Annotated in this window: 13 protein-coding genes; 10 read left to right on the top strand and 3 right to left on the bottom strand. The window is 45.0% G+C overall.

Going from position 1 to position 12,236, the window contains the following annotated elements; all coding sequences use genetic code 11:
- Positions 1-86: 86 nt before the first annotated feature.
- From AB4493_RS18385 to AB4493_RS18375, 3 genes are all read right to left on the bottom strand, one after another.
- Positions 87-1,082 (bottom strand): membrane dipeptidase, encoded by a 996-nt coding sequence (locus AB4493_RS18385; RefSeq protein WP_017060833.1) that lies wholly within the window; start codon positions 1,080-1,082, stop codon positions 87-89.
- A gap of 206 nt (positions 1,083-1,288) precedes the next feature.
- The gene (locus tag AB4493_RS18380; RefSeq protein ID WP_017060834.1) at positions 1,289-2,749 is read right to left on the bottom strand and encodes an aldehyde dehydrogenase family protein; all 1,461 of its coding nucleotides are present in this window, start codon (positions 2,747-2,749) and stop codon (positions 1,289-1,291) included.
- Positions 2,750-2,936: 187 nt separating this feature from the next.
- A complete protein-coding gene (locus tag AB4493_RS18375; protein WP_017060835.1) occupies positions 2,937-3,335 on the bottom strand; it encodes a RidA family protein in 399 nt (132 codons plus the stop codon).
- 157 nt (positions 3,336-3,492) lie between these two features.
- Between AB4493_RS18375 and AB4493_RS18370 the strand changes: the two genes are divergently transcribed.
- From AB4493_RS18370 to AB4493_RS18325, 10 genes are all read left to right on the top strand, one after another.
- On the top strand, positions 3,493-4,377 hold the full coding sequence (locus AB4493_RS18370) for a LysR family transcriptional regulator (protein WP_017060836.1): 885 nt from the start codon (positions 3,493-3,495) through the stop codon (positions 4,375-4,377).
- Between the two features lie 717 nt (positions 4,378-5,094).
- Positions 5,095-5,496 carry a hypothetical protein gene (locus AB4493_RS18365; RefSeq protein WP_017060837.1) on the top strand — a complete coding sequence of 134 codons (402 nt, stop codon included), beginning with the start codon at positions 5,095-5,097 and terminating at the stop codon, positions 5,494-5,496.
- 1 nt (position 5,497) lies between these two features.
- Complete coding sequence (gene atpB, locus AB4493_RS18360) at positions 5,498-6,268, top strand: F0F1 ATP synthase subunit A (RefSeq protein WP_017060838.1); 771 nt, start codon at positions 5,498-5,500, stop codon at positions 6,266-6,268.
- A 47-nt stretch (positions 6,269-6,315) separates the two neighbouring features.
- Positions 6,316-6,552, top strand: coding sequence for a F0F1 ATP synthase subunit C (atpE, locus tag AB4493_RS18355; protein WP_004730405.1), 237 nt, complete (start codon positions 6,316-6,318; stop codon positions 6,550-6,552).
- Between the two features lie 54 nt (positions 6,553-6,606).
- On the top strand, positions 6,607-7,077 hold the full coding sequence (locus AB4493_RS18350; protein ID WP_017060839.1) for a F0F1 ATP synthase subunit B: 471 nt from the start codon (positions 6,607-6,609) through the stop codon (positions 7,075-7,077).
- Positions 7,078-7,088: 11 nt separating this feature from the next.
- A complete protein-coding gene (locus tag AB4493_RS18345; protein ID WP_372155571.1) occupies positions 7,089-7,640 on the top strand; it encodes a F0F1 ATP synthase subunit delta in 552 nt (183 codons plus the stop codon).
- Between the two features lie 9 nt (positions 7,641-7,649).
- On the top strand, positions 7,650-9,191 hold the full coding sequence (gene atpA, locus AB4493_RS18340; protein WP_104216112.1) for a F0F1 ATP synthase subunit alpha: 1,542 nt from the start codon (positions 7,650-7,652) through the stop codon (positions 9,189-9,191).
- A 46-nt stretch (positions 9,192-9,237) separates the two neighbouring features.
- Positions 9,238-10,107 carry a F0F1 ATP synthase subunit gamma gene (atpG, locus tag AB4493_RS18335; protein ID WP_017064727.1) on the top strand — a complete coding sequence of 290 codons (870 nt, stop codon included), beginning with the start codon at positions 9,238-9,240 and terminating at the stop codon, positions 10,105-10,107.
- Between the two features lie 44 nt (positions 10,108-10,151).
- A complete protein-coding gene (gene atpD, locus AB4493_RS18330) occupies positions 10,152-11,537 on the top strand; it encodes a F0F1 ATP synthase subunit beta (protein WP_017060843.1) in 1,386 nt (461 codons plus the stop codon).
- A gap of 14 nt (positions 11,538-11,551) precedes the next feature.
- Positions 11,552-11,995: a F0F1 ATP synthase subunit epsilon gene (locus AB4493_RS18325; RefSeq protein ID WP_019820614.1), complete on the top strand. Its 444-nt coding sequence runs from the start codon at positions 11,552-11,554 to the stop codon at positions 11,993-11,995.
- Positions 11,996-12,236: the final 241 nt, after the last annotated feature.

Raw genomic sequence — 12,236 nt, 5'->3', positions numbered from 1 at the left:
TGAATAGTGAAATTGGTTTAAGCAGCACTTGCTTATTGAACGTTTGTTAGAAGGCTGCTAATTCGATGATGGCTCGCGAGAAACCGTTAACCCTTGGTTTGAGGCTCTAGGCCATCTTTCAAGAAGTTAAACCAGTTTTCTCCCAAGACTTGCCCAGCTTCAGACTCGCTGAAACCATGACGCATCAATCCGTTATATATGTTTTCCATACCCGCACTACCACAGAACCAAGGCAACGCATCTGGCCAACCTGAGTTGTTCGCAGAGCCTTCGCCGTAGTCCATTGCTTTAGACCAACGACCATTTCTCATCCATTCAAGAACGGCTTGAGGTTGGTTTAAGCATAGGTCACTGCCAATACCGAGGTGCTCTACGCCGACCATGTCAGCCGTAGTCGCTACCATCTGGCAGAAATCTTCCAAGGTACATTGGCTGCCGTTTGGTAGGTGGAATGGGTACAAGCTGAATCCGATTAAGCCGCCGCGTGCGGTTAGAGCTTTAATTACATCGTTTGATTTATTTCGTAGTGCATCATGAGCAAACGTCGGGTTCGCATGGCTGATACAAATAGGACGAGAAGACAAGTCGATAGCTTCAAGTGTTGAGCGCTCTGCACTGTGAGACATATCTATGATCATGCCCACTCGGTTCATCTCTTCGATGGCTTGTTTACCAAAGCGAGTAATACCTGTGTCGTTCTTCTCGTAGCAACCCGTCGCCAATAAGCTCTGGTTGTTGTACGTCAGTTGCATGATCAAAAGACCTTGCTTACGCATCACTTCGATAAGACCGATCTCATCGTCGATTGGAGAACAGTTTTGAGCACCAAGGAAAATGCCGACTTTGCCAGTCGCTTTTGCAGTCTCGACATCAGCCATTGAGTGAATCGGCATGATAAGGTCTGCGTTCTGCTCGAATCTTAAATTCCATTCTGCAAAGCGAGATAAGGTTTCACGAGCCGTCTCGTGGTAAACCGCGGTAGCGTGAACTGCTGTAATGCCGCTCGCCTTTAGTGTTTGGAAATATTCTCTGTTCCAATTGCAGTATTGCAATCCATCTATAACAATCCGTTGCTGGTACATAACCACTCCTATTGAAAGCTCAGTGTTCTAGCTCGGTTTTGAAAACACGCTCAAATAACATGTTTTCAAAAATGGGTTAAATCACTTGTCTAAGTTCGTTTGCTGCTTTGGTTTGAATGTTGGCCTGACTCTGTGAATCAGGCCAATTCGATAGCTGGATAGCTAGGAAGTTAATTCAGCTATCCAATTCTTATTTAGAAAGTGGATTAGTAAGGACGTTGGTAAGCCGTCTTAACCACTGTGTAGAACTCTTTCGCGTATTGACCTTGCTCACGAGGACCGAAGCTAGACTCTTTACGACCACCAAACGGTACGTGGTAATCCGTGCCTGCTGTTGGTAGGTTGACCATCACACAACCGGTCTGCGCTTGTTGCTTGAACATTGCGCTAGTACGTAGGCTCTGAGTAATGATGCCGCCTGTTAGACCGAAGCGAGTGTCGTTGGTTGTCGCAATCGCTTCTTCTAGGTCAGCGACACGAATCACACTTGCCATTGGTGCGAACACTTCTTCTTGGTTCACTTCCCAATCGTTCTTAGTGTTCAAGAACAGCGTTGGAGACATGTAGAAACCTTCGTGCTTCATACTCAAGCGTTCGCCACCAAATGCCAGCTCACCGCCGCTTTGACGTGCTTTCTCAACCCAACCTAGGTTTGCTTCAAGTTGGTTGCCATCAACGACAGGGCCCATGAACACACCCTCTTCCAGTGCGTGACCCACTTTCAGCTCGCTCATACGTTTAATCAGTGCTTCAACGTATTGGTCGTGAATGCTATCCATAACCACAAGGCGAGAAGACGCGGTACATTTTTGGCCTGCGCCAGAGAAAGAACCTGCAATCGTTGCATCAACCGCAGTTTGGATATCAGCATCGTCAGCAATAACAAGTGCGTTCTTACTGCCCATTTCTAGTTGGCATCGAACGAAGTTTGGCGCTGTAGCCGCTGCCACTTTACGACCCGTATCAACAGAACCGGTAAAGCTCACACCATTCACTTCTTTAGAGTTGATCAGTGCATCACCTACTGTTGAACCGCTACCCAGTACAAGGTTAAACGTACCTGCAGGGATACCTTGGCGGTGGATGATCTCTGTAAGCGCGACCGCACTTGCTGGTGTTAGGTTTGCTGGTTTCCAAATAACGCTGTTACCGAAAGCCAATGCTGGAGCAATTTTCCAAGCTGCTGTTGCTGTCGGGAAGTTCCAAGGAGAGATAATGCCGATAACGCCCACCGCTTCGCGAGTCACTTCAACAGAAACACCCGGGCGTACAGAATCTGCGTTGTCACCAATTTGGCGAAGCACTTCAGCCGCAAAGTATTGGAAGAACTGACCTGCACGGTAAATCTCACCGCGACCTTCAGCAAAAGGCTTACCTTCTTCACGAGATAGCAAAGTGCCCAGCTCATCACAACGGGCAATCAGCTCATCACCAATCGCTTGAAGCACCGCTTGCTTGCGTTCAATCGGCGTTTTTTCCCACTCTGGTTGAGCGTGTTTCGCCGCTGAAATCGCTTGTTGAACTTGTTCAGCACTTGCTTGTGCAAAGTTGCCAATATTTTCAGAAATATCTGATGGGTTAATGTTCGCTACGGTGCTTACACCCGCTTGCCATTCGCCGCCAATGTAAAGTGCGTTTTCTGCTTGAACATTCTGTAAGTGAGTCATCATTCTGTCCTTGTAACGTTAGGTTGCGGTTGAGTCTGGCAACCATCGGATTAATTAATAAATTGTTAATTCATATAGAGAATAAGTATTAATTTTGTATCTAGACGTAAAACTATTCGCTTGTATTAGTAAAGATCTGCGTAGACAAACAGCTTTGATTGGCAAATTGCCTCAGTTCACAGTCCATTTATTCAGGTTGAGACGCCGATGCATAAACCACGAACTCAACCAACATCTCTTCTCTAGCTAGCCCTGCAACAACGACTGCTGCACGATTTGGATAAGGTGCGTTGAAGTATTCTCCGTATACGCTGTTTACCGTTTTCAGGTATTCACGGTCAGTCACGTAAATCAGAACCTGCAGCACAGAATCCATCGATTCGCCTGCACACTCCAAGGTATGAACAAGGTTGTTAAAAGTCTGACGCGTTTGCGCTTCAATACCGCCTTCTACTACTGCGCCCGTTTCATCGATTGGAATCTGCGCAGTGTATAGAGTGCCGTTATTAACGATTGCCCACTCTAGTGGTGCTTTTGAAGCAAAAAGAGAGGTTTTTACTGGGTGTTTTTTAGTTTGTGCGTTCACGATTTCATCCAACTTTGTAACAACTATGTTTCAAGATGGTTAAATACTGCACCTTGACGCCTGATAAATCTAACGGTAAATTTTGTGCATTTGATAAATAAAATCTATCACCTTGCAAAAAGTAAGGTATAGCAAGGGCTAGAGAAGGATCGGAGTCATGAGTATTAAGCTACAACAGTTAAAACATTTCGTTTTGGTGGTCGAAGAAGGTGGATTTAGAGCGGCATCTCACCGTGCAAATCGATCGCAAGCGGCACTTTCGACTTCGATAAAAGAGTTGGAAAAAATACTCGGCCAACCTCTGTTTGAAACAGGCAACAAATCGACACTGACGCCTTTTGGAGAAATATGTTTGCCCAAGATCATTCAATTTCTGAACGTGTACAAAGCATTAGACAATGACTTACGCGCAGCGGCAGCAGGACAACAAGGAAGAGTTCGAATAGCGAGCGTGCCTTCGGTGGCCGCAAAACTCATCCCTAGTGTTTTAGGGGCATTTTGTGAGCAGTACCCGAATGTAGAAGTGAGTTTGATTGATGATAATGCGGCAGGGGTAGAAGCAAGATTACTCTCTGGCGAGGTGGATGTTGCCCTCGGTAATAGCTCCCATTTAGAAGAAGAGAGCATCGACTTCACGCCTTTGCTTTCTGATCCTATCGGTGTGGTGTGCCTCAAAGATAACCCTATCGCCTCTCAACGGGAAGGAATCGAATGGCAAACCTTGTTAAAGCAGCCCTTCATTCGTAACGGGACTTGCACCCTACTGGACCCAACACCTGCGCGCATGCTCAGCGAACAAGCCCTGTACTCTGTCGAGAACATTACCTCGCTTTTTTCGGTGTTAGAGCTCGGGATAGGCGTGACCACGCTACCTAAGCTGGCTTTCCCAACCAATGAAACCCGCTTGGTGTGGATTCCGCTAATTGACCCACCCTTGCAACGACAGATCGGCATTTTCAGACTGTCTGATCGTACGATCTCGCCACAAGCACAGGCTTTCCATGACTTATGTATTCAATACCTCAGTTATGAAGAGTCATAAGAGAGCCTAGATTAAGTAAATTAGGCAGCGCTATGCTGCCATTAACTTCCTCAAAACTCGGTGTTTCTTCTCCGCACCATGCTTCTCGCACACCCAGTCCCCCATTTCACTCCTATATCATCAACATTTAGGCGCTGAATTTACACTCTCGCGCACGCAAATAGTGACAAGCTGACGACAATATAAAAAATATTCGCTTATTGATAAGGAGCGACGTACGTTTAATTTACCAGAAAAACCAGATCTTCCATCATTGCCTCAAACAAGCTTAACCCCTACCAAAATCACACTTCACAACTCAGCTTGTAAATGAACCTAAGTGTTTGAATAGTCTTAATTGATAAGATCATAAGTTGAAAATTTAGCTCGCTACTCCCTTCTAAAAAGACCCTCTTTTTCACAAGGATAAAGCATCTTAAATATTCATGAATAAAGTGATAGAACTATTACTTTCATAAATGAAAAACATTCATTTCAAAAATGGAATTATTGATATCAATATTTGTCGTTTTGATCACATAATTTTAGGCGTAGTTTATATTTTGTCGAAACGAGAGCGAACTAGTTTATATCGTTCTATTTCGTCAGGAGATATAAAACCAGCAAGATTATCTCTTTGTTAACAAGCAAAGTTTTATTAACAAGTAAATGCGAGTAGCAAGACATATTCAAACTGTGTTTTATATGAGCTTACACTGTTAAATATAAGGTTTTATTATGAGGCTTAATGGGATAAGTGGTGACATTCTTGTTGCTGCTAAAAGAGTTGTTCTCTGCCAAGTAGTATTAGCCGTCGGTGTAGTTTTATATGAAGTGTTTTTTGGTAATAAAGTAGATATGGAATCGTCGGCTTTGGGTATCGGAATTGCGATGCTACCTCCGCTGTTTGGTTTTATATATGCAAGCCTAAAGGTGCGCAAGAATCCTAATTATAGTTTACGTGACTTAATGCAAATGAGTCGTGTCGTGAAAATAACTTATACGTTCTTAATGTTTATCTTGGCGTTCCAGTTTTTCAAATTGGATAACCCAGTAATATTGTACGCATATATTCTCACTATGGTTGGGTACTTCTTAACACCATTTATTACTGCCTCTACAAGATCGGAGTACGTGTAGTATGGATCAAGTAACTACCGCTCACGAATACATAGAGCATCACTTAACCTTCTTAACTACAGGTGATGGTTTCTGGGCGTTCAACATCGACTCGATGTTGGTATCTTGGATTACGGGTTTACTGTTTATTGGAGCTTTTCGATACGTAGTGACTAAGGGCACCAGCGGTGTTCCAGGTCGATTTCAATGTTTTATCGAACTGATATTTGATTTTGTAAACAACCTAGTAAAAGAGATTTTTCAAGCGGAGGATAAATTAATAGGGCCACTGGCATTAACCACTTTTGTTTGGGTGTTGTTAATGAACGCGGTCGATTTATTACCAATAGATTTCATACCAGCATTAAGTCGTGCAATGGGTCTAGAACACTTTAGAGATCTACCAACGGCGGACGTAAATATTCCAATGTCGATGGCACTCGGTGTATTTATCTTACTGTTGACTTATACATTTAAAAATAAAGGATTGAAAGGCTTTATCAAAGAGCTTACTACGCAGCCATTTGATAACCCTCTTTTATACCCTGTTAACTTAGTTCTTGAATTAATAACATTAATTTCAAAACCTATATCACTAGGCTTACGATTATTTGGAAACATGTATGCAGGTGAGATGATATTTATTCTGATCGCATTAATGCCATGGTGGATGCAATGGGCACTGAGTGTTCCTTGGGCACTATTCCACATATTAATCGTATTCTTGCAAGCATTTATATTTATGGTACTGACCGTTGTTTATTTAGGTATGGCAACAGAAGAACACCACTAATTAATAACTAAAAAATTTAACTAAAAAATTATTTATCGGAGATACAAATGGATATCGTAAGCGCAGTTTTATATGTAGCAGGTGCATTACTGATCGGTTTAGGTGCAGCAGGTGCAGCATCTGGTATTGGTAACTTAGCAGGTAAATACCTTGAAGGTGTTGCGCGTCAACCAGACCTTACTCCAATGCTTCGTACTCAATTCTTCATCATGATGGGTCTTGTGGATGCAGTACCGATGATCGGTGTTGGTATCGGTCTATACATCATCTTCGCCGTGGCTTAATCAAACCGCTTTGAAAGATCGATTTGTAAATAATCAAGATTTAGTGAGGAAGGTATGAACTTAAATGCAAGCATGTTTGGACAAGCAATCTCATTCGTGATTTTTGTTTGGCTCTGCATGAAATATGTATGGCCCCCTCTCACCGCGATGTTAGACGAGCGCCAAAAAGAAATCGCTGATGGTTTACGCCACTCAGAGAACGCTGCGAAAGAGCTAGAACTAGCAAAATCAAATGGCGCGCAACTCATCGAAGATGCAAGAAAAGATGTGACTGAACTGGTTGAACAGGGCCGAAAACGCCGCAATGAAATCATCAGCTTAGCGCAACAAGAAGCCGAGCAAGAAAAGGCACGCATCTTAGAACAAGGTAGAGCTGAGCTAGAAGGCGAACGCCAAAAGATACGCCGTGAACTTCAGGCAGATATGGCAGACGCAGTAATTCAAAGTGCACAGAAACTGATTAGCAAAAACCTAGATTCCGCAACGAACCGAGCGCTAGTTGACCAAATGATTAGCGAACTCTAAGGAGAGGCAATATGTCAGATTACACCAATATTGCTCATCCCTACGCCAAAGCATCGTTTGAATTTGCTTTAGGTGAAAACCAGTTACAAGAGTGGCACTCAATGCTGTCCATTCTTGTGGCTGTCGCGGAAGAAGAAACGATCGCTAGTCAGATTTCTTCAGCAGAAGGTGCTTCTACACACCAAACAGAAGAGCTGGCAAACCTCATCATTCATATTTGCCAAGGACTCGTTGATGACCACGTCATTAATCTCATTCGAGTCTTGGCCGAGAACGGCCGCCTTTCTGTTGTAAGAGACCTGTTTGAATTGTACTGCGAGCTAAAGGACGAACATGAACGTGTAGTGCCTGTCACTGTCACCAGTTCAGAAATGCTGACACAAGATCAAGTTACGTCACTAACAGCTGCACTTGAGAAGAAATTAGAGCGTCAGGTTGAAATGAAGCAGGTTATTGATGACGCGTTAGTGGGTGGAATGGTCATCAAAGCGGGTGAAACCGTTATCGATGGTTCTTTAAACACATCAATTGACCGATTGGCTCATCAACTTCACGCGAGATAGGTAACAATTATGCAATTAAATTCAAATGAAATCAGCGATCTAATCAAAGAACGCATCTCGAAATTTAATGTGAGCACCGAGGCTCGCAATGAAGGCACTATCGTATCGGTTCGTGATGGCATCATCACAATCAATGGCCTTGCTGATGTTATGCAAGGCGAGATGATTGAGCTACCAGGTGGCAAATACGCACTCGCACTTAACCTCGATACCCACTCAGTAGGTGCGGTGGTTATGGGCCCCTACACTGACCTCTCTGAAGGTATGAAAGTGAAAGGTACAGGTCGTATCTTAGAAGTACCTGTAGGTAACGGACTTCTTGGTCGTGTAGTCAACACATTAGGCGAGCCAATCGATGGCAAAGGCCCAGTGAGTTGTGACCGACTCGACCCTGTAGAAGTGATTGCACCGGGTGTAATCGAACGTAAGTCTGTTGATCAACCTATTCAAACTGGTTATAAAGCGGTTGATACCATGGTGCCAATCGGTCGTGGTCAACGTGAGCTTATCATTGGTGACCGTCAGACGGGTAAAACAGCGTTAGCTATCGATGCGATCATCAATCAGAAAGATTCTGGCATCAAATGTGTGTATGTAGCGATTGGCCAAAAAGCCTCCACTATCGCTAATGTGGTTCGTAAACTCGAAGACCACGATGCGCTAAAAAACACCATCGTAGTCGTGGCATCAGCATCAGAGTCTGCAGCGCTTCAATACCTAGCCCCTTATGCGGGTTGCACCATGGGTGAATACTTCCGTGACCGCGGTGAAGATGCGCTGATCATCTATGATGACCTATCAAAACAAGCCGTTGCTTACCGTCAAATCTCATTGCTATTGAAACGCCCACCGGGTCGTGAAGCCTTCCCTGGCGACGTATTCTACCTTCACTCACGCCTACTAGAACGTGCAGCACGAGTGAATGCAGAGTATGTAGAGAAGTTCACTAACGGTGAAGTGAAAGGCCAAACAGGCTCATTAACGGCGCTTCCTATTATTGAAACTCAGGCGGGTGATGTATCAGCGTTTGTACCAACCAACGTAATCTCAATCACTGATGGTCAGGTTTTCCTTCAAACCCAACTGTTTAACTCAGGCTTACGTCCTGCAGTAGACCCAGGTATCTCGGTATCTCGTGTGGGTGGTGCGGCGCAATGCAAGATCATCAAGAAACTGTCTGGTGGTATCCGTACTTCATTAGCTCAATATCGCGAGCTGGCGGCCTTTGCTCAATTCTCTTCTGACTTAGATGAGATGACGCGCAAACAGCTAGACCATGGTGAGCGTGTTACCGAATTAATGAAGCAAAAACAATACTCTCCAATGTCAGTCGCTGAGCAAGCAACGGTTATCTACGCAGCAGAGAAAGGCTACTTGGCCGGTGTTGAGCTAAACAACATTGCCCGTTTTGAAGAAGAGCTGATTGCTTATGCCAAAGGTCAGAACCCTGCGTTGTTCGAAAAAATCAACGCGACAGGCGATTACAATGACGAAATCGACGGTGCTCTTAAAGAGATCCTAGAAGGTTTTGTTGGGATGAAAGCTTGGTAAGTGCTCCGGTTTGTTAGCTGGAAATCAAAACAAATAGGAGCAGATTATGGCAAGTACTAAAGAAATTCGCACCAAGATAGCCAGTGTTAGTAACACTCAGAAAATCACTAGCGCAATGGAAATGGTTGCAGCAAGTAAGATGCGCAAGGTTCAAGACAACATGACGCTAACTCGCCCCTACGCCGAGAACATGCGAAAAGTTATCTCTCATGTTGCATCGGGTTCCCTGGAGTACCAGCACCCTTACCTGCAACAGCGTGAACCTAAGCGTGTCGCTTACATCATTATCTCGTCCGATCGCGGCTTGTGTGGTGGCTTGAACTCAAACTTGTTCAAGAAAGTGTTAGAAGAAATGGAGCAATGGCGCACCAAGGGAGTCGAGGTAGAAACAACCTTAGTGGGATCTAAGGCTATCTCGTTCTTCCAACGCGGCGGCAACGTTATTGCACAAACGTCAGGTCTTGGCGATACACCTAAGTTAGAAGACATCTTAGGTACGGTGAATGCGATGCTCGGGCATTACGACGAAGGTAAAATCGATAGCTTGTATCTCGTTTACAACCAGTTCGTCAACACCATGGTTCAAGCGCCAACGACCTTGCAGTTGCTCCCCCACCCTTCGGATTCTGAGGAAGGTGGTGAGCCTAAAAAAGCGCGTCGTTGGGACTACATCTATGAGCAAGCACCCAAAGACATACTCTCAGAACTGTTACATCGATACATCGAATCGCAAGTGTATCAAGGCATTGTTGAGAGCATTGCCTGTGAGCAAGCAGCCCGAATGGTCGCTATGAAAGCGGCGACTGATAACGCAGGCCAACTCATTGATGACTTGCAGTTGGTCTACAACAAGGCGCGTCAGGCTGCCATTACCCAAGAGCTGAGTGAAATAGTCTCAGGTGCCCAAGCTGTCTAGGGCTAGAAAAGACTGGGTCAAGAACAGAATTTGAGGATTTAAGAATGAGTGTTGGAAAAATAGTTAAAGTAATCGGCGCGGTGGTTGACGTCGAGTTCAGCGGCGGCAACAGCCCACGCGTTTATGATGCATTGAAAGTGACTAGCGACGAAGCAAGCTCGTTAGTATTGGAAGTACAACAACAACTGGGTAGCAATATCGTTCGTTGTATTGCAATGGGTACGTCAGATGGCTTACGTCGTGGCCTAACGGTTGAAAACACAGGCTCTCCAATCACGGTTCCTGTCGGCGAAGAAACGCTAGGCCGTATCATGAACGTGCTTGGTCAACCTATCGATGAGTGTGGTGAAATCGGTCAGAAAGAAAACTACGAGATTCACCGTGAAGCCCCTTCTTATGAAGAACAAGCAAACAGCACTGAGCTTCTAGAAACAGGCGTTAAGGTTATCGACCTTATCTGTCCATTCGCTAAGGGTGGTAAAATTGGTCTGTTCGGTGGTGCTGGTGTAGGTAAAACCGTCAACATGATGGAGCTTATCAACAACATCGCCAAAGCCCACTCAGGTCTTTCTGTATTTACCGGTGTAGGTGAGCGTACTCGTGAAGGTAACGACTTCTACTACGAGATGAAAGAAGCAGGTGTACTAGACAAAGTAGCCATGGTTTACGGTCAAATGAACGAGCCACCGGGAAACCGTCTACGTGTAGCACTTACAGGCCTAACTATGGCTGAGCGCTTCCGTGATGAAGGTCGTGACGTACTGTTGTTCATTGATAACATTTACCGTTACACGCTTGCGGGAACAGAAGTATCAGCTCTGCTAGGTCGTATGCCTTCAGCAGTAGGTTACCAACCAACACTGGCTGAAGAGATGGGCGTACTTCAAGAGCGTATCACGTCAACAAAACAAGGCTCTATCACCTCTATCCAAGCAGTATACGTACCTGCGGATGACTTGACTGACCCATCGCCAGCAACAACCTTTGCTCACTTAGATGCGACCGTTGTACTGTCTCGTAACATCGCGGCACTGGGTCTATACCCTGCGATTGACCCGTTAGATTCAACGTCACGTCAGTTAGATCCGCTGATCGTAGGCCAAGAGCACTACGACATTGCACAAAAAGTACAAACAACGCTGCAACGCTACAAAGAGCTAAAAGACATCATCGCGATTCTTGGTATGGATGAGCTGTCTACTGAAGACAAACAGACCGTATCTCGCGCTCGTAAGATTGAACGTTTCTTAACGCAGCCTTACCACGTAGCCGAAGTGTTTACTGGTCAGAAAGGTGTCTTTGTACCGCTAAGCGAAACACTAAGAGGCTTTAAAGGTCTGTTAAGCGGTGAATATGACGATATCCCAGAACAAGCGTTCTTGTACTGTGGCTCTATCGACGAAGTGCTTAACAAAGCAAAATCACTCTAAGAGGCAGGTGCACCATGGCTATCGGAATTACAGATAATACATTTCAACTTAATATTGTAAGTGCGGAAGGTACGCTGTTTTCAGGTCCAGCGTATGCCCTAGCCGTTTCTGGCGCTGACGGTGAACTGGGGATCCGCCCCGGTCACTCCCCGCTTCTCAGTAAGATCAAACCGGGCGTAACCGTGTTTGTTACAGACCCTAAATCAGAAGGCCAAGTGCTGTATGTCTCTGGTGGGATGCTGGAAGTTCAGCCGGATGTGGTTACGTTATTAGCCGACACGGCCTTGCATGGTAAAGACATTGACCGCGCTCGCGCAGAAGAAGCGAAATATGCCGCTCTAGAGAACATCAACAAGGGCAACATAGACATTAACTTTGCACAAGCTCAGCTAGAACTAGCGAAAGCCGTTGCTCAGTTACGTGCATCAGAATTGACATCTTCTCGCACTCGTCACTGAGAAGAAGCGTTATTTGCCGTTAGCTGTGCTAGCAAACAAATACACAAAAGGCTCACTGAATAGTGAGCCTTTTACTATCTGCTTAACGCAAAACCGAAGTTTAACGTTGCTCGAATTTCAAAAGAATAGTTTTAGATCTGTAGTTTAGAGCTATAACTTAGAAGAACTCAATCGAATTACGGCCGCTTTTGTCATCACGTGTTGGCTTTGGCGTATCCGCTTTCTTTTTCGGTTTCTTCTC

The organism is Vibrio sp. 10N.222.55.A1 (assembly GCF_041473835.1).
Taxonomy (GTDB): Bacteria; Pseudomonadota; Gammaproteobacteria; order Enterobacterales; family Vibrionaceae; genus Vibrio; species Vibrio crassostreae_C.
This window is presented reverse-complemented; position numbering and strand designations above follow the sequence as displayed.

Bases quoted from the DNA above. Each gene is read 5' to 3' on its own strand.
- AB4493_RS18385 (WP_017060833.1), bottom strand. From the start codon at position 1,082: ATGTACCAGCAACGGATTGTTATAGATGGATTGCAATACTGCAATTGG.
- AB4493_RS18380 (WP_017060834.1), bottom strand. From the start codon at position 2,749: ATGACTCACTTACAGAATGTTCAAGCAGAAAACGCACTTTACATTGGC.
- AB4493_RS18370 (WP_017060836.1), top strand. From the start codon at position 3,493: ATGAGTATTAAGCTACAACAGTTAAAACATTTCGTTTTGGTGGTCGAA.
- AB4493_RS18365 (WP_017060837.1), top strand. From the start codon at position 5,095: ATGAGGCTTAATGGGATAAGTGGTGACATTCTTGTTGCTGCTAAAAGA.
- atpB (WP_017060838.1), top strand. From the start codon at position 5,498: ATGGATCAAGTAACTACCGCTCACGAATACATAGAGCATCACTTAACC.
- atpE (WP_004730405.1), top strand. From the start codon at position 6,316: ATGGATATCGTAAGCGCAGTTTTATATGTAGCAGGTGCATTACTGATC.
- AB4493_RS18350 (WP_017060839.1), top strand. From the start codon at position 6,607: ATGAACTTAAATGCAAGCATGTTTGGACAAGCAATCTCATTCGTGATT.
- AB4493_RS18345 (WP_372155571.1), top strand. From the start codon at position 7,089: ATGTCAGATTACACCAATATTGCTCATCCCTACGCCAAAGCATCGTTT.
- atpA (WP_104216112.1), top strand. From the start codon at position 7,650: ATGCAATTAAATTCAAATGAAATCAGCGATCTAATCAAAGAACGCATC.
- atpG (WP_017064727.1), top strand. From the start codon at position 9,238: ATGGCAAGTACTAAAGAAATTCGCACCAAGATAGCCAGTGTTAGTAAC.
- atpD (WP_017060843.1), top strand. From the start codon at position 10,152: ATGAGTGTTGGAAAAATAGTTAAAGTAATCGGCGCGGTGGTTGACGTC.
- AB4493_RS18325 (WP_019820614.1), top strand. From the start codon at position 11,552: ATGGCTATCGGAATTACAGATAATACATTTCAACTTAATATTGTAAGT.